Source organism: Paraburkholderia nemoris, from assembly GCF_905221015.1.
GTDB lineage: Bacteria > Pseudomonadota > Gammaproteobacteria > Burkholderiales > Burkholderiaceae > Paraburkholderia > Paraburkholderia nemoris.
This window is the reverse complement of the sequence record NZ_CAJNBO010000027.1, coordinates 44,540-64,274: the sequence shown is the minus strand read 5'-3', so window position 1 is coordinate 64,274 and position 19,735 is coordinate 44,540. Positions and strand designations below refer to the sequence as shown.

General features: G+C 59.7%; 19 protein-coding genes and 1 tRNA gene. 16 read left to right on the top strand and 4 right to left on the bottom strand.

Translation table 11 applies throughout. The features are described from left to right. Positions 1 to 31: 31 nt before the first annotated feature. The 4 genes from pheT to KHO33_RS32300 all read left to right on the top strand — a co-directional run bounded on the left by pheT (position 32) and on the right by KHO33_RS32300 (position 3,541). Entirely contained in the window at positions 32 to 2,467 is a 2,436-nt protein-coding gene (gene pheT, locus KHO33_RS32315) for a phenylalanine--tRNA ligase subunit beta (protein ID WP_200566732.1), read from the top strand. Between the two features lie 69 nt (positions 2,468 to 2,536). After that, the gene (locus KHO33_RS32310; protein ID WP_054040433.1) at positions 2,537 to 2,947 is read left to right on the top strand and encodes an integration host factor subunit alpha; all 411 of its coding nucleotides are present in this window, start codon (positions 2,537 to 2,539) and stop codon (positions 2,945 to 2,947) included. Between the two features lie 46 nt (positions 2,948 to 2,993). Continuing rightward, positions 2,994 to 3,401 carry a MerR family transcriptional regulator gene (locus tag KHO33_RS32305; RefSeq protein WP_200566733.1) on the top strand — a complete coding sequence of 136 codons (408 nt, stop codon included), beginning with the start codon at positions 2,994 to 2,996 and terminating at the stop codon, positions 3,399 to 3,401. A gap of 63 nt (positions 3,402 to 3,464) precedes the next feature. Next, a tRNA-Pro gene (locus tag KHO33_RS32300) sits at positions 3,465 to 3,541 on the top strand. A gap of 147 nt (positions 3,542 to 3,688) precedes the next feature. Here the strand turns inward: KHO33_RS32300 and KHO33_RS32295 are convergent. The 3 genes from KHO33_RS32295 to KHO33_RS32285 all read right to left on the bottom strand — a co-directional run bounded on the left by KHO33_RS32295 (position 3,689) and on the right by KHO33_RS32285 (position 8,259). Beyond that, positions 3,689 to 4,819: an acyl-CoA dehydrogenase family protein gene (locus tag KHO33_RS32295; protein ID WP_054040442.1), complete on the bottom strand. Its 1,131-nt coding sequence runs from the start codon at positions 4,817 to 4,819 to the stop codon at positions 3,689 to 3,691. Between the two features lie 12 nt (positions 4,820 to 4,831). After that, the gene (locus KHO33_RS32290; RefSeq protein WP_200566734.1) at positions 4,832 to 6,040 is read right to left on the bottom strand and encodes an acyl-CoA dehydrogenase family protein; all 1,209 of its coding nucleotides are present in this window, start codon (positions 6,038 to 6,040) and stop codon (positions 4,832 to 4,834) included. Between the two features lie 98 nt (positions 6,041 to 6,138). Continuing rightward, positions 6,139 to 8,259: a 3-hydroxyacyl-CoA dehydrogenase NAD-binding domain-containing protein gene (locus tag KHO33_RS32285; protein ID WP_200566735.1), complete on the bottom strand. Its 2,121-nt coding sequence runs from the start codon at positions 8,257 to 8,259 to the stop codon at positions 6,139 to 6,141. Positions 8,260 to 8,418: 159 nt separating this feature from the next. Here KHO33_RS32285 and KHO33_RS32280 point away from each other — a divergent pair, with 159 nt between their 5' ends. The 7 genes from KHO33_RS32280 (at position 8,419) to KHO33_RS32250 (ending at position 14,292) form a co-directional block, all read left to right on the top strand. After that, positions 8,419 to 9,327 (top strand): LysR family transcriptional regulator, encoded by a 909-nt coding sequence (locus KHO33_RS32280; RefSeq protein WP_054040446.1) that lies wholly within the window; start codon positions 8,419 to 8,421, stop codon positions 9,325 to 9,327. 591 nt (positions 9,328 to 9,918) lie between these two features. Beyond that, complete coding sequence (locus KHO33_RS32275; protein ID WP_200566736.1) at positions 9,919 to 10,716, top strand: transporter substrate-binding domain-containing protein; 798 nt, start codon at positions 9,919 to 9,921, stop codon at positions 10,714 to 10,716. A 13-nt stretch (positions 10,717 to 10,729) separates the two neighbouring features. Then, the gene (locus KHO33_RS32270; RefSeq protein ID WP_054040450.1) at positions 10,730 to 11,407 is read left to right on the top strand and encodes an ABC transporter permease; all 678 of its coding nucleotides are present in this window, start codon (positions 10,730 to 10,732) and stop codon (positions 11,405 to 11,407) included. A 3-nt stretch (positions 11,408 to 11,410) separates the two neighbouring features. Continuing rightward, positions 11,411 to 12,178, top strand: coding sequence for an ABC transporter permease (locus KHO33_RS32265; protein ID WP_128576684.1), 768 nt, complete (start codon positions 11,411 to 11,413; stop codon positions 12,176 to 12,178). A gap of 60 nt (positions 12,179 to 12,238) precedes the next feature. Beyond that, entirely contained in the window at positions 12,239 to 12,859 is a 621-nt protein-coding gene (locus tag KHO33_RS32260; protein WP_128576685.1) for a type 2 periplasmic-binding domain-containing protein, read from the top strand. A gap of 28 nt (positions 12,860 to 12,887) precedes the next feature. Then, the gene (locus KHO33_RS32255; protein ID WP_054040453.1) at positions 12,888 to 13,643 is read left to right on the top strand and encodes an amino acid ABC transporter ATP-binding protein; all 756 of its coding nucleotides are present in this window, start codon (positions 12,888 to 12,890) and stop codon (positions 13,641 to 13,643) included. A 43-nt stretch (positions 13,644 to 13,686) separates the two neighbouring features. Continuing rightward, positions 13,687 to 14,292 carry a hypothetical protein gene (locus KHO33_RS32250; RefSeq protein ID WP_054040455.1) on the top strand — a complete coding sequence of 202 codons (606 nt, stop codon included), beginning with the start codon at positions 13,687 to 13,689 and terminating at the stop codon, positions 14,290 to 14,292. Between the two features lie 47 nt (positions 14,293 to 14,339). On the opposite strand, the gene KHO33_RS32245 is transcribed toward KHO33_RS32250, so the two are convergent. Beyond that, positions 14,340 to 15,020: a helix-turn-helix domain-containing protein gene (locus tag KHO33_RS32245; protein ID WP_236074738.1), complete on the bottom strand. Its 681-nt coding sequence runs from the start codon at positions 15,018 to 15,020 to the stop codon at positions 14,340 to 14,342. Positions 15,021 to 15,056: 36 nt separating this feature from the next. On the opposite strand from KHO33_RS32245, the gene KHO33_RS32240 reads away from it, so the two are divergent. From KHO33_RS32240 to leuD, 5 genes are all read left to right on the top strand, one after another. Further along, positions 15,057 to 15,569: a GNAT family N-acetyltransferase gene (locus KHO33_RS32240; protein WP_236074737.1), complete on the top strand. Its 513-nt coding sequence runs from the start codon at positions 15,057 to 15,059 to the stop codon at positions 15,567 to 15,569. Positions 15,570 to 15,709: 140 nt separating this feature from the next. Continuing rightward, positions 15,710 to 16,615: a LysR family transcriptional regulator gene (locus tag KHO33_RS32235; RefSeq protein WP_200566738.1), complete on the top strand. Its 906-nt coding sequence runs from the start codon at positions 15,710 to 15,712 to the stop codon at positions 16,613 to 16,615. A 123-nt stretch (positions 16,616 to 16,738) separates the two neighbouring features. Further along, the gene (locus KHO33_RS32230; protein WP_200566739.1) at positions 16,739 to 17,617 is read left to right on the top strand and encodes an alpha/beta fold hydrolase; all 879 of its coding nucleotides are present in this window, start codon (positions 16,739 to 16,741) and stop codon (positions 17,615 to 17,617) included. A gap of 17 nt (positions 17,618 to 17,634) precedes the next feature. Further along, positions 17,635 to 19,053, top strand: coding sequence for a 3-isopropylmalate dehydratase large subunit (gene leuC, locus KHO33_RS32225; protein ID WP_200566740.1), 1,419 nt, complete (start codon positions 17,635 to 17,637; stop codon positions 19,051 to 19,053). Then, complete coding sequence (leuD, locus tag KHO33_RS32220; protein ID WP_200566741.1) at positions 19,047 to 19,664, top strand: 3-isopropylmalate dehydratase small subunit; 618 nt, start codon at positions 19,047 to 19,049, stop codon at positions 19,662 to 19,664. The genes leuC and leuD overlap by 7 nt, the downstream gene beginning before the upstream one ends. Positions 19,665 to 19,735: the final 71 nt, after the last annotated feature.

The following is a 19,735-nucleotide window of genomic DNA, read 5'->3' as shown; positions in this document are numbered from 1 at the left end:
GACCTAACCTGATCAGAACGTACACAGAACCATGCAATTCCCGGAATCCTGGCTGAGAACCTTTGTCGATCCGCAACTGACGACCGATGAGCTGTCGCACGCGTTGACGATGGCGGGTCTCGAAGTCGAAGACCTGCGGCCGGCCGCGCCGCCGACCTCGAAGATCGTCGTCGGCCAGGTGCTGGAAGTCGTCAAGCACCCGGACGCGGACAAGCTCAACGTGTGCCAGGTCGACGCCGGCACGGGCGCCACGCTGAACATCGTGTGCGGTGCGCCGAACGTTGCGCCAGGCATCAAGGTGCCGGTCGCGCTGGTCGGCGCGCAACTGCCGCCGGCCGAAGAAGGCGGCACGCCGTTCGCAATCAAGCTCTCGAAGCTGCGCGGCGTGGAAAGCCAGGGCATGCTGTGCTCGGCACGCGAACTGAAGCTCTCGGAAGATCATAGCGGCCTGATGATCCTGCCGGAAGCTACGCCGATCGGCCAGGACATCCGCGAAACGCTCAATCTCGACGACACGGTTTTCGAAATCAAGCTGACGCCGAACAAGGCGGACTGCTTGTCGGTGTTCGGCGTGGCGCGTGAAACATCGGCCATCACCGGCGCGCCGCTGCGTCCGCTCGAGATCAAGCCGGTCGAAGTCAAGTTGAACGAAACGTTGCCCGTCAAAATCTCGGCGCCCGATCTGTGCGGCCGCTTCTCGGGTCGCGTGATTCGCGGCGTGAATGCGCGCGCGAAGTCCCCGCAATGGATGGTGCAGCGTCTCGAGCGTTCGGGGCAGCGCAGCATTTCCGCACTCGTCGACATCTCGAACTATGTGATGCTCGAACTGGGCCGTCCGTCGCACGTGTTCGATCTGGACAAGATCCACGGCGGCATGGACGTGCGTTGGGGCCGCAAAGGCGAAACGCTCAAGCTGCTGAACGGCAACACCGTCGAACTCGATGAAACCGTCGGCGTAATCGCCGATGAACAGCACATCGAAAGCCTTGCCGGCATCATGGGCGGCGACAGCACGGCCGTTACGCTCGACACCACCAACATCTATCTCGAAGCCGCGTTCTGGTGGCCGGATAGCATTCGTGGCCGCTCGCGCAAGTACAACTTCTCGACCGATGCAGGCCATCGCTTCGAGCGCGGCGTCGATTATGCGACCACCGTCGAGCACATCGAACGCATCACGCAATTGATCCTCGATATCTGCGGCGGCGAAGCCGGCCCGGTCGACGATCAGATCGTCAACGTGCCGAAGCGTGAGCCGGTGAAGATGCGTGTCTCGCGCGCGAACCGCATCATCGGCATCAAGATCGACGCGGACGAAATTGCGCAGATCTTCACGCGCCTCGGCCTCACGTTCGAACGTGACGGCGATACGTTCTCGGTGATCCCGCCGTCGTACCGCTTCGATATCGAAATCGAAGAAGACCTGATTGAAGAAGTCGCGCGTATCTACGGCTTCGAAAAGATCCCCGCACGTCCGCCGGTCGCGACCAGCGAAATGCTGCCGACCAACGAAACGCAGCGCTCGATTCACGTGATCCGTCACGCGCTCGCCGCACGCGATTACGCTGAAACGGTTAACTTCAGCTTTGTGGATGCCGAGTGGGAGCAGGACTTCGCCGGCAACGACAAGCCTGTTCGTCTGTTGAATCCGATTGCGAGCCAGTTGTCGGTCATGCGCACCACGCTGTTCGGCAGCCTGATCGAGGTCCTGCGCACGAACCTGAACCGTCGCGCGGCCGATCGCGTGCGCGTGTTCGAAGCCGGCCGCGTGTTCCTGCACGATCCGTCGATCAAGGCGGGCGAACTGACCGTCGAAGGTTTCGCGCAGCCGAAGATGATCGGTGGCCTCGCCTACGGTCCCGTGCTCGAAGAGCAGTGGGGCGCACAAACGCGCACAGTCGACTACTTCGACGTGAAGGGCGATCTGGAAGCGGTGCTCGCGCCGGCCGTGGCGCGCTTCGTGAAAGCGGAGCATCCGGCATTGCATCCGGGCCGCAGCGCGCGTATTGAACTGAATGGCCGCGCAGTGGGCTGGATTGGTGAATTGCATCCGCGCTGGATGCAGAAATATGATTTGCCGCATGCGCCGATTCTGTTTGAAATCGAATCGGAAGCATTAATGCAGCGTGTATTGTCGACTCCGGCGGATGTGTCTAAATTCCCGCCGGTGCGTCGCGATATCGCGGTGGTTGTCGATCAGAAAATCGAGGTGCAGGCGCTGCTGGACGAGCTCCAGAAGGCTCAGTCCGAAGAGGCCTGCAAGACTGTTCAGAAGGTTGTGCTTTTTGATGAATTCCGTCCAAAATCAAACACTTCCGGTGGTTTGGCTGCTCACGAGAAAAGCCTTGCGTTCCGTGTGACCTTGCAAGATACTGGCGGGACCCTTCAGGATGAAACGGTCGATTTGGCCATTCAAACTCTGGTGGAACGTCTGGCTCGAGTATATGGCGCACGGTTGCGTGGATAACCCGCATTTAACATTTGCACGGCATTTTTTCGCAACCTCCGTTTCTGCTTGGCGCGCCATTTGATAGATATGAATGAAATGAACTCGAGTGATTTCGAAGCCCTTCTTACGGCGCAACGCAGCGCCATGATTCGCGATATTCCGACATCACCCGCGGCCGTTTCCACCGAAACGCCGACGCTTACCAAGGCTGAACTTGCCGAGTTGCTGTTCGACAATGTCGGGCTCAACAAGCGGGAAGCGAAAGACATGGTCGAAGCATTCTTCGAGGTGATCCGCGATGCGCTGGAGAGTGGCGATAGCGTGAAGCTGTCGGGGTTCGGCAACTTCCAGTTGCGCGACAAACCCCAGCGTCCCGGCAGAAACCCGAAGACCGGCGAGGCGATTCCGATCGCCGCGCGCCGCGTTGTGACGTTCCATGCAAGTCAAAAGCTGAAAGCGTTGGTCGAGAACGGCGCTGAAGCGAGCTTCGCGCGCTGATCGACTGGCGCGTCCCTGCGCAACCCACCACGACGGCTAACTGACGATGACAGCGACGATCGAAAAAGTCGTCTTGCCTCCGATTCCGGCGAAGCGCTACTTCACGATTGGTGAGGTCAGCGAACTATGCGGCGTGAAACCGCATGTGCTGCGCTATTGGGAACAGGAGTTCACGCAGTTGAGGCCGGTCAAGCGGCGTGGGAATCGCCGGTACTACCAGCATCATGAGGTGCTGTTGATCCGGCGGATTCGTGAGTTGCTGTACGAGCAGGGCTTCACGATCAACGGTGCACGCAATCGGCTCGATTCGCATGGCGGTGGCGCGCAGGGTGGGCCGGCAGATCTGATCGAGGAAGGCGAGGGCGTGGCGGTTCCGGCCGCAGCAACGGCTGCGGTAGATGTGGAGCAGTTGCGCAAGGAATTGCTGCATGTGATCGACCTGTTGGGTCACTAGTTTTCTTTGTTAGCGCAGAGCGGTTCTAATCGATTGAAGTGTCTGTTATAATTTTTAGCTGTTCGGGGCGTAGCGCAGCCTGGTAGCGTACCTGCATGGGGTGCAGGTGGTCGGAGGTTCAAATCCTCTCGCCCCGACCAAAGAAATCAAGGCCTTACAAGCAATGCTTGTAAGGCCTTTTTCTATTTCCGAGGCGACTAGTGAGTCGCTGGCAAAACGAGCGAGGCCAGCGCCGCCGGAAAACCACCACAGCGGCGCTGATTCGAAGAAAGCCTGAAAACCGGATATCACCCTCTGCCGAGCGCGATAAACCGCTCGAGATGATGATCCTCATCGCCCAACTGATGGTCGATCATCACAAGACGCTTCGCATAGTGCGCCATCGGCAACTCCCACGTCATACCGATACCGCCATGCAACTGAATACATTCCTCGGCGACCATCGTCCCTATCCTGCCGATGCTGTATTTTGCCGCTGAAACCGCGCGTTCCCGCATCGTGCGCTCAGCGCCAAGCGCCGCTGCGGCATTGATCACCGCCGATCGCGCCTGCTCGATCTCGAGCAGCAGATCCGCCATCCGATGTTGCAACGCCTGGAAGCTGCCGATTGGCACGCCGAACTGCTTGCGCGTACGCAGGTACTCGAGCGTGTAGTCCTTCGCAACATCCATCGCGCCGACGGCTTCTGAACACAACGCAAGCACGCCGCAGCTGATCGCGTATTCGAGCGTTGCAAAGCCTTCTCCAACTGCGCCGAGCATCGCATCGTCGGCGAGCATGACGTTGTCGAACGTGACCTCAGCCGCGCGGCCGCCGTCGATCTTGCGATAGCCGCGCACGTTGACACCCGCGGCGTCGCGCGGGACGAGAAAGAGCGTGATGCCGGCTTCGGCGTCGTCAGCACCTGCGGTGCGTGCGGAGACCAGAAAAACGGAAGCGTTCTCGCCGTGCTGAACCACCGCCTTCGCGCCATTCAATTGCCATGCGTCGCCAATACGCCGGGCACGTGTTGTGACGCGCGACAGTTCGTAGTGGCCGTCCGGCTCACCATGCCCGAGCGCAACGATCCGGGATCCGTCGATCAATTCGCCAAGCGCGGCCTTTTGGGTTTCATTGCCGCCCCGCGCGATTGCCTGGCCGACGATCAGCGTATCGAGAAACGGCTCGACCACTAGGCCGCGACCCAGGCTCTCGAATACGACGGCGATATCGAAGCCGCCGCCGCCAAAACCACCGTGCGCCTCATCGAACAACGCGCCGATAATGCCGAGTTCCGCGAAGCGATTCCACAGGTCGGCGCTGAAGCCTTCGGGCGAGCCTGCGATGCGGTCACGCGTTTCGAAGGCGTATTGCTCGGTGACAAAACGGTTGAGCGTATCCGCCAGCATGCGGCGGTCTTCGGTGTGCTGGAAATTCATGACGTGCGCCCCTTACAGTCCCAGGATCATTTTGGAAATGATGTTCTTCTGGATTTCGTTGGAGCCGCCGAAGATCGACAGCTTGCGGTTGTTGAAATAGAGCGAGGCAGCGCTCGCGGCTTCGTCTGGACCGACTGGCGTGCCCTCGAAGCCATCGTGCAAGGCTTCCTCGACGAACGGTTGCGCATACGGTCCCATCGCGCGGCGCGTGAGCGAGGAGATCTCCTGGCGAATCTCGGTGCCGCGAATCTTCAGCATCGAACTCTCGGCGCCCGGCACGCCGCCACCGGCCACCGCCGCGATCACGCGCAGATTGGTGGTCTTCATGTTCTCCAGATCGATCTCGACGCGCGCCATGCGTGCGGCAAACGACGGATCTTCCGCAAGCGGCCGGCCGTTGCGTTGCTGCTTCGCGGCGATCTTGCGCAGCCGGTTGAACGCGGCGACCGAGAAGCCGACGCCCGCGATATTGGTGCGCTCATACGTGAGAAGGTACTTGGCGTAGGTCCAGCCTTTATTCTCTTCGCCCACGAGGTTCTCAGCCGGTACACGCACATCCGTGAAGAAGACTTCGTTGACTTCATGCTCGCCGTCGAGCGTGATGATCGGCCGCACTTCGACGCCTGGCGTGTTCATGTCGATCAGCAGAAAGCTGATGCCTTCCTGCTTGCGCACGTCGGTGGCGCTGCGCACGAGGCAGAAGATCATGTTCGCGTAGTGGCCGAGTGTGGTCCACGTCTTCTGACCGTTGACGATGTAGTGCTCGCCTTGCGCGTCGCTGCCGCGTACCGCGGTGGTCTTGACCGATGCGAGGTCCGAGCCCGCGCCCGGCTCAGAGTAGCCTTGGCACCACCAGTCCGAGCCATCGAGAATGCGCGGCAACCAGTGGCGCTTTTGCGCTTCGTTGCCGTATTTGATCAACACCGGGCCGAGCATGTTGACACCGAACGGCACGACGCGCGGTGCGCCCGCCAATGCGCATTCATTCTCGAAGATAAATTTCTGCACGGCGTTCCAGCCCGGGCCGCCGTACTCCTTCGGCCAATGATTGGCGAGCCAGCCCTGCGCGTTGAGGATCGCATGCCACTCGGCCATGTCGTCACGCGTGAGGCGGCGGCCGCCGTGTACCTTGTCGGCGAGACGTTGCGGGAGTTTGTCGCGCAAAAAACGCTGCACCTCAGTGCGAAAAGCCTCTTCTTCAGGTGTGAAGTTCAAATCCATAGCGGGTTCTTCCCTAAATATTCAATGGGCCAGCGAACCGGCGAACCAGGGGCGATCAGGCCGCCACCGGTCGAGAATGCTCCAAATAACGTGCCGTCTCAAGCTGACTGGTTGAGGCTCGCGAAATTCGCGCCGCGCTCGACCAGATCGACCAGCAGCGGCGACGCTCTCCAGAACAGCGGGTCTTCTTTGGCGAATTCGCGAATGTCAGCGAGAACCGTCGCGAGGCCCACCGTATCGGCGTATTTCATCGGACCGCCGCGATAGCGCGGAAAGCCATAGCCATAGAGGAAGGTCACGTCGACATCGAGCGGCCGCAGCGCGATGCCTTCGTGCAAGACATTGGCGCCTTCGTTGATCATCGCGGCCATGTAGCGGCGCATGATTTCTTCGTCGGTGAACGTGCGCGGCGTGATGCCGGCGCGCTCGCGTTCGGCGTCGATGATGGCCTCGACTTCAGGGTCGGGTGCGCCGCTGCGCGAACCTTCGGGGTACAGATAAAAACCACGGCCGGTCTTCTGACCAAACCAGCCGCGTTCGCAAAGACGGTCGGCGATCTGCACGTAGCGCGCGTTGGGGTTCCGCGTGGCCGCGCGCCGCTTGCGCGCAGCCCAACCGATGTCGCCGCCCGCCAGATCGACCACCTGGAACGGGCCCATCGGGAAGCCGAACGCGCGCACTGCCGCGTCGATCTGATACGGCGACGCGCCGTCTTCCATCATCGCGTCAGCCGCGCTGCGATACACCGCCAGCACGCGATTGCCGATGAAACCGTCGCACACGCCGGCCCGCACCGGCGTTTTGCGCAGCTTCTTGGCGAGTTCGAACGCGGTGGCGACCACGTCGGCGCTGACCTGCTTCGGCACCACCACTTCCAGCAGCTTCATGATGTTGGCGGGGGAGAAGAAGTGCAGACCGATCACATCCGCGGGGCGTGAGATGCTGGCCGCGATCGCATCGATGTCGAGATACGACGTGTTGGTGGCGAGCACCGCGCCCGCTTTGCAAACGCGATCGAGTTCGGCAAACACGGCTTTTTTCACCGACAGGTCTTCGAATACCGCTTCGATCACCAGATCGGCGTCGGCGAGTGCGTCGTATGAAGTGCTGCCTTGCCAGCGCGTCATCACGTCGGCTTTCTTTTCCGCGCTCATGCGGCCTTTGGCGATCAGGCCGTCGTAGACCTTTTCGATGTGCGCGCGACCGCGCGCGAGCGACTCGTCGTCGCGTTCGATCATCGTCACCGGCAGGCCGGCATCGAGCACGGCGACGGCGATGCCCGCACCCATTGTGCCGCCACCCACCACGCCGACTTTGTTCAGTGCGCGCGGTTTGGCATCGCGTGTTTCCGGTGCCTTGAGCACTTCGCGTTCGGCAAAGAACGCGTGAATCAGGCCGGCGCGCTGCGGGCTGTCGATGCATTCCAGGAACAGTTTGCGTTCGAGCCGCAGGCCTTCGTCGAAAGGCTGTTCGATGGCGGCTTCCACGGCGTCGACGATCTTTAACGGGGAGAACAGGCCGCGCGATTTCTTCGCCGTTTCCGCGCGCGCCGTGGCGACGGCGGCGAGGCTCGCCGCGCGGTCGCTTAGCGCAGCAGCATCGCGCGTGCGGCGTACCGGCGCATGGGCGGCCAGCAGTTCGTGCGCGTAGGCGAGTCCTTCTGCGAGGATGTCGTCACTGCTGCCGAGCCGGTCGATGAGGCCAAGCGCGAGCGCTTCTTTCGCGCCGGCGTGGCGGCCGCTCAAGATCAGGTCGAGGGCAGCCTGCGCGCCAATCAGGCGCGGCGTACGCTGTGTGCCGCCTGCTCCCGGCAGCAGGCCCAGTTGCACTTCAGGCAAACCGAGCTTCGCGCCATTCACGGCGAGACGGTAGTGCGCCGCGAGCGCCACTTCCAGGCCGCCGCCGAGCGCGGCGCCGTGAATGGCGGCCACCACCGGCTTCGAACATGCCTCGATACGGTCGCATACATCCGGCAGCGACGGCGGCACCGGCGGCTTGCCGAACTCGCGAATGTCTGCACCCGCGATGAAGTTGCGCCCGGCGCCGACGATCAGCACGGCTTCGACGGCTTTGTCTGCATCCGCGGCTTCGATGGCGGCGAGCAGGCCGCGCCGCACGTCGGCGGACAAGGCGTTGACCGGTGCGTGGTCGATGGTCACCAGCAGGACTTTGCCGCGCAATTCGCGCGTCACAACGTCGGCGGAAGGGTTGAGGGTCATCGTGTCGTCTCCTGATTGATATCGGGCAAATCGGGCCGAGGCGGGCAGATCGGGCATACCTGGTCTGCCGATTTCTCCGATTGTGGGTTGGTCAAGGTTTATTGACAATTACATAGACGGTTGACAGACTGTCAAAGATACTTTGACAAAGGCCTGTCCATGGACGTCAATTCGCTGACCTTGCTGGTCGATATCCTCGATGCGGGCAACCTGAGCGAAGCCGCGCGCCGGCTGAAAATGAGCCGCGCGAATGTGAGTTACCACCTGAACCAGTTGGAGCGCTCGATCGGGCTGCAACTGGTCAGGCGCACCACGCGCCGGGTCGAAGCGACTGAAATCGGTCTGCAGTTATACGAGCATGGCCGCACCATTCAGAATGCGTTGCTGGCCGCGCGCGAATCGGTCACCACGCTCGGGCAGAGCTTGCAGGGGCGGGTGAGGTTGAGTGTGCCGAGCGGTTACGGGCAACTGGTGATGTCGGATTGGCTGATCGCATTCAAGCGTCTGTATCCGGGCATCGTGCTGGATGTGATGTTCGAGAATCGGGTCGAGGATCTGATGCGTGACGAGGTCGACATCGCGGTTCGGGTGATGTCGGAGCCGCCGCAGAATCTCGTCGCGCGAGACATGGGGCCGGTGCGATATGTTGCGTGTGCGTCGCCGGATTTTGCTGCAAGCCGCGGTATGCCGGTGCGTCTCGATGATTTGCGCACCACGCCCTTGATTACGGCGGCGGTGGTTGGCAGGCAGTTGCGGGTGGCGGCGTATCTGCGCGACGAACGCCACGAAGTGCTGCTTGAGCCGACGATTATTTCCGAGAACTTTCTGTTCTTGCGCCAGGCGGTGCTGGCTGGTCTAGGCGTCGGTCTGGTACCCGACTACGTGGTGCAGGACGACCTGCGTCGCGGCGACGTGGTGACGGCGCTCGATGAATGGCGCCTAAGTATCTTCGGTACGAACATGTACCTGCTCTACATGCCGAATCGGCATCACACGCGGGCGGCAGCGAGTTTTATCGAGTTCATCCTTGAGCAGGCGCGCGGAAGCGGCAGAGGGGTAATCGCGTGAGTCGCAGCGAAGCGCGGGTGCCTCACTCGCGGGTATGCTTAACAAAACGGCGAGATAGCCGTGCATCTGGCAGCACATCAAATTTCAGGGGAGACGGAGATGAAATGGGCAATCGCATGTATCGCGCTACTTGCAATCGCCATTATCGTTGTGTTGGTCTCGCGTCTCCCGAGTGAGGATGCCATTCGCCTCGCCGGCTACGCGGCCACTGCGGGCTTCGCCGCATTAGTCGGCCTGCTGATTCGCTGGCGAGCCAATCGCGTTCAGCGAAATAAGCGCGCAGGCTGAACATGAACACACGCGTCGGGTATTCACCCGACCCGCGTGACAGCCCTGCAGTGCCTCGCTTCCCGCACGCTCGCTAAACCCATCGACCACCTGCTTCCATCCCGTCTCCGGGAAGGTCGACGCACGTCCCGAGTTTCGTCTGCGGCACGACTTTCGACCCATCCCACGCCACCCATTTAAGCGTAAACCCGATTAGGGAATTTGCATAAAATTAAAATATTGACGTTAAATTAACGACGGGCTACCTTTACTTCCAATGCGACGGAACATCCGGGGCGCAGCAATCGCGACGAGAGAGTTGCCATGTCACACAGCCTGTTTCAACGTATTCGAGGATTGGTCACCTGCGCCCTGGCGGCGACAGCGTTGGTCATGTCGGCGCCCGCTTTTTCCGAGGGCGACACGCTGAGGGTCGCCACGGAGGGCACCTATCCTCCGTGGAGCTTTAAAGATGCCTCCGGCCAGCTGCAGGGCTTCGATGTGGACATTGCGAATGCCCTCTGCGCACAGATGAAGATGAAATGCCAGATCGTTGCGCAGGCATGGGACGGCATCATTCCCGGTCTTCAGGCCAATCGGTATGACGCAATCGTTGCGTCGATGTCGACAACGCCCGCGCGCCGCAAACAGGTGCTGTTCACCAACAAGTACAAGGACACGACGTCCAGCTTTATCGCGGCAAAAGACAGCGGGATCAAGGACGTGTCGCCTGCGGGTCTGAAAGGCAAGCGCATCGGCGTTCAACGCGGCGCCTCGCAGCACCAGTGGCTGGTCGCCAACGGCTACGACAAGACGGCGTCACTCGTTCTGTATGACGATACGCGTCAGCCTGAATTGGACCTCGTTGCAGGTCGTGTCGACCTCATCATCGGCAACAAGGCAACCTTTTACTCAGACTTCTTCAAACGGCCTGACTCGAAAGACTTCGCGTTTGTCGGACCCGAATTCAAAGGCGGCGTACTCGGGGACGGAAACGCAATTGCCGTTCGTCTCGACAACGCCGAGCTCTGTAGTCGTATTAACGCTGCGTTGGCCGCAATTATGGCGAACGGCACCTACGATCAGATCAGAAAGAAGTATTTCCCTTTCTCTCTGATGTAAAGCGGGAGCCAGCATGGTCGATTTCACTTTGAATGGTTATGGCGGGCTCATTCTGCTCGGGGCCGTGACGACGTTGCTGGTCGCACTCGCGGCCACAGCGATCGGCTCGGTCATCGGGATCCTGATGGCCGCTGCCAAGTTGTCTCCCATGCGGATTCTCAGCCATTTCGCCGGGGCGTACACAACCACGATACGAGGTGTTCCGGACCTGCTGGTCATCTTCCTGGTGTACTACGGCGGCAGCGCAACTCTTTCTCATGTCCTCGGCCGATCCATTGAAATCAATGCGTTCGGCGCGGGTGCGGTGTCGCTCGGGCTGGTGTTTGGCGCCTATGCAACGGAGATCTTCCGGGGGGCGATTCTGGAAGTTCCGCGCGGGCAGTTTGAAGCCGCCGCAGCGCTTGGGTTGACGGGCACGGGGAGTTTTGTCCACGTTATTGCACCCCAGGCGTGGCGCCTCGCAGTCCCGGCTTTCGGGAATCAACTGACCGTACTGCTGAAGGAAACTGCGCTTGTTTCGCTGGTTGGTCTGGAAGATTTGATGCGACGAACAGGCTTCGCCGTTGAGGCGACCAATCGCCCATTCTTCTTTTATCTTGTTGCTGGCGTGCTGTACTTTGTTCTCAGCTTCGCCCTGACAAATGTCTTTAGTACGGTTCGACGCAGGACGTCGACCGCATTGACGAGGTGAGCCATGTTTGATTTCTCATTGCTCATTTCGAGTCTTCCGCGTCTGCTTGCTGCGCTGCCTGTCACGCTTGAGTTGTTTGTCTGCATCGTGGTTGTGGGTCTCATTGTGGGTGTACCCACCGCGCTCTTGGGATTGAGTTCGTCGAAGATTCTGAGCGCTTGCGTCAAGGTTTATATCGGCGCATTTCGCGGCACGCCGGCGCTCGTGCAGCTGTTCTTTCTCTACTACGGATTCGGACAGTTCTCTTTTATCCGACACTCCATGTTCTGGCCGCTCCTGCGTGACCCATTCACCTGCGCCGTCATTGCGCTGGGGTTGAATTCGGGCGCGTACACGGCGCGCATTCTGATGGGGGCGCTGTCTGCCGTACCCAAAGGCATCGTGGAAGCTGCCGAGGCACTTGGGCTGAGTCGGGCATCGATACTCAGCCGCGTTAAAGCACCGATCGCCATTCGTATTGCAATCCCCGCGTACGCCAACGAAACGATTCTGAATCTGAAGGCGACTTCGCTGGCATCGACGGTGACCATCATGGAATTGACCGGGACGTCGAAGCTGCTGGTCAGTGAGACCTATGCGCCCTATGAGATTTTCGTTGGAGCGGGATTGATTTATCTCGCGATGACGTTCTTCCTGTCGCACGCGTTCCGGATCCTCGAGCAGAACATCGCACGCAGAACAGGTAAGGACGTTAACGTTGCCAATCCTCGAAAGCCCAAGCAACCCGCGATGCTGAAGTCTTCCGATTCTGGCGACACCCACATAGCCTAGTGATCTTGTAGCGCATTTTTATAGGCGGACTCATGTTCCCGAGTCTCCTACGCAAAGTTAATGGAGAAACTAAAATTGCTTCGGTTTCTGACACTTGGACCCAGTGGTAGTAATCACGAGTTTGTGACTGCTCGATACATTCAACATCATGGTCTGGAAGAAAAAGCATCGATGGCTCTGGTGTTGAGCTTCGACGAGGCAGCGCGCATGGTGATCGACGGCGAGGCCGACTATATCGTTCAGGTTGCAGTGCATCCTTCAACGGCCGACATCGTCGCGAAGTACCGCAAGCAATTGTTCGTCATCGACGCCTTCGTCTCTTCCAGCAAGGACATGGCGGTAGTGACCCGAGTTGATATCGGTACACCACGAACGCTCGCGCTTCAACCGGCCACGCGTGACTATGTCAATACAGATGGACTGACGCTCATTCCGGAGACATCGACAGCATCGGTTGCGGATGGACTCCTCTCGGGCAAATACGAAAGTGGTTTGACGTACTCGTCTCTTGCAATCGAGAACCCCACGCGGTTCAGAATCGACGAGCGAATCGGTACCGTTGACGACCCATGGATTGTCTATGGGCGTGAGCGGTTGTCCGACGGTCAGGTTGTAGCCTGGAAGGACAGCCCGGCGGCTCGCGCATTCCACGCCCAGACACCCACGCGGCTTGATAGCTGAGTCGCACGAAATGCACAGGATTTCCGCTATGAACACGGTACCGAACAATGAGCTCGCGATATCGATCAAAGGACTCTCAAAGAGCTTCGGCGCGTTCAATGTACTCAACTCTATTTCGCTGCATGTCCGCCGCGGTGAAAAAATCGTTCTGTGCGGGCCGTCCGGTTCTGGAAAATCGACACTGATTCGCTGCGTGAATCGGCTTGAGAAGCATGATTCGGGAGATGTGCACGTCGACGGAATCGAGCTCACCGACGATGCGAAACACGTGCGCATGGTACGTGCGGATGTCGGCATGGTGTTTCAGCATTTCAATCTGTTCCCGCATATGACGGTGCTGGAAAACTGCACCTTGGCTCCGATGCGCGTTCGCGGACTGAAGCGGAAGGAGGCTGAAGCACGGGCGCTTGAAATGCTCGAACGGGTTCGTGTTGCGAGCCACGCCACGAAATACCCTGCGCAGCTTTCCGGTGGTCAGCAGCAGCGGGTGGCTATCGCGAGGGCACTTTGCATGTCGCCCACCATCATGCTTCTCGACGAACCGACGTCGGCGCTCGATCCGGAGATGGTCAGAGAGGTGCTCGATACGCTTACGCTGCTCGCACAAGACGGCATGACGATGCTTTGCGTCACACACGAAATGGGATTTGCAAGGGCAGTAGCCGATCGCATTCTGTTCATGGACCAGGGCGAAATCGTGGAAGACAGCGAGCCCGCCGATTTCTTCGACGCACCGAAGACTGAACGCGCGAAGCGCTTCCTCAGTCAGATGATTCAAAAATGAATGCGCCACGTTGAAGATGCGCGCGAATTTTCAGGAGTAAAGCATGGCCACAATCAGGTTTGGCACGCTCGGCCCATCCGGGACGAACCACGAGTACGTGACTCGTCGTTACATTGAATTCCACGGGCTTGAGGCTGAGGTCAAACTCTTTGGAAATTTCGACGATGCCCTGGCTGCGTTTGACGCAGACGAAATTGACTATCTCGTTCAGTGCGCGGTTCATCCAGATACGCCGCGCGTGATGGGCAGTAACTTCCGCGAGCGATTCGTTGTTGATACCTTCATCTCGTCGAGTCAGACATTGGCGATTCTCACACGTAAAGAAGTGAGCAAGCCGGAGACAATCTCGCTTGTTTCTCCTGCAACCGATGAGTACGCAGACCTCAGTTCGTATTCGAAGCTGATTCCTGCGGTCTCGATTCCAGTGGCCTTCGAGCGGCTGATGAAGGGAGAATGCGATTCCGCACTCGTCTATCGATACTATTTTGATTCGCAACCAGAGAAGCTGCGGGTGGACGCAACAATCGGTTCGCCGGATGACGCGTGGATTGTGTATGGCCGGGAGCGTGTTGGGGCGGGGGAGATTGTCGCGAGCCGGGAAAGCGTCGTAGCCAAGCAATTCGCAGAACTGCAGCGGTCGCAACGATAAACCGGTAGACGCGAGAGGCCAGTGCCACAGGTTGCGGCCTCTGCTTTCTAGCTGTATTCCCGGATGTTGAAGAAGACGGCGAGAAATTTGACCGGCACGCTCTCGATTTCTTCCGGACCATGCGCCGCATTCGGGTCGAACAGCAAACTATCACCGGGTTTCAGATCGTAGAGCCGATTGGCGTACCGGTATTTCATCGTGCCTTCAAGTACGTGAAGGAACTGGATTCCAGTTGTCTGGTGGGTTGACCACGGTTGGGATTTCTCGTCGAGCGTAACGACATACGGTTCCACGGAAAGGTTGCCTGACAATACGTGGCCAACGAGCCGATAGATGTGGCCGTACGACGAACCTTCCCGGTCGACAGTCACGCCTTGTCCAGTGGGTACGAACGAGCAGTCGTGGCGTTCACTCTGGTCGACGAAAAAACGCGACACCGGTTTGCCCAGCGCATTTGCAAGCCGCGTGAGCGTTTCTATCGATGGCGTTGCCGTTCCTTTTTCGATTCTCGAGAGCATCGAATGCGAAATGCCGGCCATTTTCGCGAGTGTGCCCGAAGCGATTCCTGCTGACGTTCGAAAGGCATGAATCTGCGCAGACAAAGCACGGGACACCTTTTCCACTGCTGGGTCGATCTGCTTCTCTGCTACCTCAATGTCCGGAGATTCTCCAGCGGGTGGCTGGTTCTGAGATTTTGGCATGGCGCCTTCAGTGAAGGAACAGTTCAAAGATGACTACGTGTTGCCATTATATGAGGCATTGCTGTGGGTGAGTGCCAGGTCAACAGCTTTTTGGCCGCACCGCGCGAGATAGTAAAGGGGATCACCGTGACGCATATTCGTCCTGTTGCACCGACCGATGCACATTCCGTTGCGCATCTTGTGGATGAGCTTCTGACGGAGCTTCTCAATGGTGAACTTGAACCTGCGGACCGAGTGTCTATCGCCGAAGCCGTTTTGAGCCAAACGAATCGCTGCTTCGGATATGTGGCGCTCGAAGGCGAGAGTCCGGTAGGCGTAATTCTAATGACAGAAGGCATGGCGATATACGCGGGAGGAGCCTTCGGACAGATCACGGAGCTATACGTTCGGCCGGAATACCGGTCGGATGGAGTAGCTGCAGCGCTGGTCCGCGAGGCCACGAAGTTCGGCAAGGAGCGAGGATGGAAACGACTCGACGTCGGCGCGCCTGATCAGCGACGCTGGGCCAGGACGCTTGCGTTCTATCTGTCCGCGGGTTTTGTTGAAGTTGGACCACGGTTGCGTCTGGACTTGTGATGATGTCCGTGAGGCTATTTAATTGACCACGGTCTGCATTTTGCCGCTGCTACAATGCATCTCACAAGACGGTCGAGACACGCTCCGTATTGACTACCATCCCGCCTCATAAAACCGAGAAGCAGTAAGCTCGTTTCTTCATGAATGATGCCGTCGACATAAGATTTCTGCTCAGCATTCGCGAAGCCGGCAGCCTTGCGGGCGCAGCGCGGAAGTTGGGCGTCACGCCGTCGGCGGTCACGAAACGGTTGCAGCAGATTGAGACGAAGCTTGACGTCCATTTGCTGGACCGTTCGACGAGACAATTGCGCTTCACGGAAGAGGGCGAACTGCTTTGTTCCAAAGGCGCAGAGCTTCTTCGTGACTTTGATTCGTTGCTCGCCGAGCTGGGTAGGCGAAGAGGGCAATTGGTCGGTGGTTTGAAAGTCAACGCACCACTTGGTTTCGGGCGGCGATACGTAGCCCGCATCGCATCTGCATTCAAGGATGCCCATCCGGATGTGGACGTCTCCTTGACATTGTCCGACCGCCCGCTCATTGAAGAATATGACCGCTATGACATCGTCGTTCATATCGGTGAGTTAGGTCCTTCGAACCTCGTCAGGTACGTGATTGCGCCTAACGCTCGCTACGTCTGCGCGTCCCCCGCCTTCCTGAAAAGATACGGTTCCCCCGCCAACCCGGAAGACCTCGCGAACGTTCCCTGCATCGCCCTTCGTCAAAACAATGAGGACGTGACGTTGTGGCATTTCTCGAAGGGGCGTACTTCACGGGGCGTCCGTGTTTCCTCAGGCCTCAGTTCGAATGACGGCGATGTGATTCACCAGTGGGCTCGCGAAGGGCGTGGGGTGATGCTTCGGTCGGAATGGGACGTAGCGGAAGAACTACAAAGCGGCTCGCTGATCCGGCTGCTGCCAGGCTGGAAGCTGCCGGATGCTGACGTCATCGCGCTTGTTCACCAAAGAACGGGCATGCCGGCACGAATCAAGACCTTTCTGCAGCATCTGCAACGGGAGTTTCGCCCGCGGCCGCCTTGGCGACCCTAATTCCGCATCGCAAGGTGAAAACCGCCCGTCGATTCGTGCCTGAAAGTTAATTTCAGATTGCCTCACTGGAAACCCTATCGCTGCAGGCTTCAACTAGACTGCATTCAGATACGGGAGGCAACGATGTTTACAGGTTTCACCGACGCGTCGATCTACGTCGACGGCATCCGGATCCACGCGATCCGCGGCGGTAACGGCCCGGCCTTACTGCTGCTGCACGGTCATCCGCAGACCCACGCGATCTGGCACAAGGTTGCGCCCACGCTGGCCCGGCACTTCACGGTCATTGCCGCGGATCTGCGCGGCTACGGCGATAGCGGCAAACCGCAAGGCGCGCCCGACCACAGCAACTACTCGAAACGCCGCATGGCCACGGATCAGGTGTCGTTGATGCGCGCCCAGGGCTTCACACAATTTGCCGTGGTCGGTCACGACCGGGGTGGACGCGTTGCGGCTCGCATGGCGCTCGATCATCCGCAAGCCGTGACGAAGCTGGTCACGCTGGACGTCGCGCCGACACTCGCCATGTATGAGCAAACGTCGTTCGAGTTTGCGCGCGCTTACTGGCACTGGTTTTTCCTCGTGCGTCCCGCGCCGTTTCCCGAAACGCTGATTCGCGCCGATCCGGATCTCTATCTGAAGCAGACCATAGGCGCTCGTAGCGCCGGGCTGGCGCCGTTCACCGATGCCGCTTACGCGGAGTATTTGCGCTGTCTGTCGGACACGGCCACCGCGCACGGCATCTGCGAAGACTACCGCGCGAGCATCACGATCGATCTCGATCACGACCGTGCCTCGCTCGCTGAGGGGCAGAAAATCGAGTGCAATTTCCTGGCGTTGTGGGGCGCGCAGGGCGTCATCGAGCAATGCTTCGAGCCGCTCGCCGAGTGGCGTCAGTGGTCGGCGCACGTGAGCGGCGAGGCGTTGCCGTGCGGTCATTACATTCCCGAGGAAGCGCCCGAGTTGCTACTCGAACGCGTCCTGCCGTTCTTGCAGTCCTAGTCGCCGGTCGGCCCATCATGTCAAAACGAACCCTTTACCAGAAGCTCGTCGATTCGCACGTCGTCACGCGCATCGATGAGCAAAACGTGTTGCTGTATGTCGATCTGCATCTGATGAACGAATACACCAGCCCGCAGGCGTTTAGCGCGCTCGCGGCGAAAGCGCGACCCGTGCGTCGTCCGCGTCAGCAGTTGGCGGTGGTCAGCCACATCATTCCGACGCATGCGGAATCGCCGCGCGTGATTCGCGATGCCGCTTCGTTGTTGCAGGCGAACAATCTCGCGCGCAACTGCGAGCAGGCCGGTATCGAACTGCACGCGGCGAACGATCCGCTGCAAGGCATTGAACATATCGTCGCGCCAGAACGTGGCTTGATTCGCCCGGGCATGGTCGTGCTATGCGGCGATAGTCACACGACTACGTATGGCGCGCTCGGCGCATTGGGCTTCGGCATCGGCACCTCGGAGGTCGAGCACGTGCTTGCCACGCAAACGCTGGTTTATCGCGTCGCGCTAACCATGCGCATTACGATCGACGGGACGTTGCCCTACGGCACATCGTCGAAGGATGTGATCCTGTGGGTCATCAGTCGCATCGGCGCGCAGGGCGCACGTGGTTACGCGGTGGAATTCGCAGGATCTACGATTGCCTCGCTGTCCGCGGAAGCGCGCATGACCTTATGCAACATGACCGTGGAAGCCGGTGCGCGAGCGGCGTTGATCGCACCCGATGCGACCACGTTCGACTACGTCCGCGCGCACGCAACATCGCTGGACGATGCCGCGTGGGCTGCGGCAATGAACGACTGGCGCGAACTGAAATCGGACGCCGGCGCGAGTTTCGATGCGGAACACCATTTCGACGCACACGATATCGCTCCGTTCGTTACATGGGGCACGAGTCCCGATCAGGCGATTGCGGTCGATCAGCGCATTCCCAATGCAGCCGCGCAAAAGACGCCTGAGGCTGCCGCAGCGCTGCGGCGCGCGCTCGACTATATCGGGCTCGATTCGGACCAGCCGATTGCAGGCACACCGATCGATCGTGTGTTCATCGGTTCGTGCACGAACGGACGTATCGAAGATCTGCGCGTGGTCGCTGCGATCGTACGAGGGCGCCATGTCGCGCAAGGCGTGCGCGCGATGGTCGTGCCGGGTTCGGGCAGCGTGCGCCGCCAGGCCGAAGCGGAGGGCATTGCGGCGCTGCTGCGCGATGCCGGTTTCGAATGGCGTGAGCCGGGCTGTTCGATGTGCCTCGCGATGAACGACGATTTTCTCGCGGTAGGCGAGCGCTGCGCATCCACGACCAACCGCAACTTCGAAGGACGTCAGGGGCGCGGCGGCCGCACCCATCTGATGAGCCCCGCGATGGCCGCAGCCGCCGCGCTAACCGGGCGCATCACCGACGTCCGCACGCTGGAGACGCAATCATGCTAACGAGACTCACCGAAATCGACGGCAATGCCGCGCCGTTGCCGATCGAAAACCTCGACACCGATCAGATCATGCCGAAGCAGTTTCTTCGCATCATCGACAAGGCCGGGCTGAGCGAGGGCCTGCTGTATGACTTGCGTTTCGACGCAGAAGGCGAGCGGCGCTCGGATTGCGTGCTCAATCAGACGGCGTATCGCGGCGCGCGCATCCTGATTGGTGGATCAAATTTCGGCTGCGGCTCGAGTCGTGAGCATGCCGTGTGGGGGCTTCAGCAATTCGGTTTCGAAGCCGTGATTGCGCCCAGCTTCGCGGAGATTTTCTATTCGAACGCGATGAATAACCGCTTGCTGCTGGTGCAACTGGATCGTGAAGCAGTCGACGTTCTAATGCAGGACGCGGTGACGCATCCGGCCGCCCGCCTGCATATCGACATCGAGCAGCAGACGGTGACAACGGTCAACGGTCGCACGTTTACGTTCCCGCTCGGCGCGCGTCACAAACAGATGGTGATCGAAGGCATGGACACCATCGATCTCACGCTCGCTTCACTCCCCGCGATTGAAGCGTTCGAGCGGATCCATTTCGAACGGCATCCGTGGGCCGCCGTGCTGTAAATCCCCAGGCGGCACTTTCGCCGCCATTCAACCGAAACGCGTGTGACCGATTCCCCGGCAGAAGGGAAGGG

Coding starts and splice junctions, on each gene's coding strand:
- KHO33_RS32305 (WP_200566733.1), top strand. CDS start 2,994: ATGACAGCGACGATCGAAAAAGTCGTCTTGCCTCCGATTCCGGCGAAG.
- KHO33_RS32265 (WP_128576684.1), top strand. CDS start 11,411: ATGTTTGATTTCTCATTGCTCATTTCGAGTCTTCCGCGTCTGCTTGCT.
- KHO33_RS32310 (WP_054040433.1), top strand. CDS start 2,537: ATGAATGAAATGAACTCGAGTGATTTCGAAGCCCTTCTTACGGCGCAA.
- KHO33_RS32260 (WP_128576685.1), top strand. CDS start 12,239: ATGGAGAAACTAAAATTGCTTCGGTTTCTGACACTTGGACCCAGTGGT.
- KHO33_RS32230 (WP_200566739.1), top strand. CDS start 16,739: ATGTTTACAGGTTTCACCGACGCGTCGATCTACGTCGACGGCATCCGG.
- pheT (WP_200566732.1), top strand. CDS start 32: ATGCAATTCCCGGAATCCTGGCTGAGAACCTTTGTCGATCCGCAACTG.
- KHO33_RS32280 (WP_054040446.1), top strand. CDS start 8,419: ATGGACGTCAATTCGCTGACCTTGCTGGTCGATATCCTCGATGCGGGC.
- KHO33_RS32270 (WP_054040450.1), top strand. CDS start 10,730: ATGGTCGATTTCACTTTGAATGGTTATGGCGGGCTCATTCTGCTCGGG.
- leuD (WP_200566741.1), top strand. CDS start 19,047: ATGCTAACGAGACTCACCGAAATCGACGGCAATGCCGCGCCGTTGCCG.
- leuC (WP_200566740.1), top strand. CDS start 17,635: ATGTCAAAACGAACCCTTTACCAGAAGCTCGTCGATTCGCACGTCGTC.
- KHO33_RS32255 (WP_054040453.1), top strand. CDS start 12,888: ATGAACACGGTACCGAACAATGAGCTCGCGATATCGATCAAAGGACTC.
- KHO33_RS32250 (WP_054040455.1), top strand. CDS start 13,687: ATGGCCACAATCAGGTTTGGCACGCTCGGCCCATCCGGGACGAACCAC.
- KHO33_RS32275 (WP_200566736.1), top strand. CDS start 9,919: ATGTCACACAGCCTGTTTCAACGTATTCGAGGATTGGTCACCTGCGCC.
- KHO33_RS32295 (WP_054040442.1), bottom strand. CDS start 4,819: ATGAATTTCCAGCACACCGAAGACCGCCGCATGCTGGCGGATACGCTC.
- KHO33_RS32290 (WP_200566734.1), bottom strand. CDS start 6,040: ATGGATTTGAACTTCACACCTGAAGAAGAGGCTTTTCGCACTGAGGTG.
- KHO33_RS32235 (WP_200566738.1), top strand. CDS start 15,710: ATGAATGATGCCGTCGACATAAGATTTCTGCTCAGCATTCGCGAAGCC.
- KHO33_RS32285 (WP_200566735.1), bottom strand. CDS start 8,259: ATGACCCTCAACCCTTCCGCCGACGTTGTGACGCGCGAATTGCGCGGC.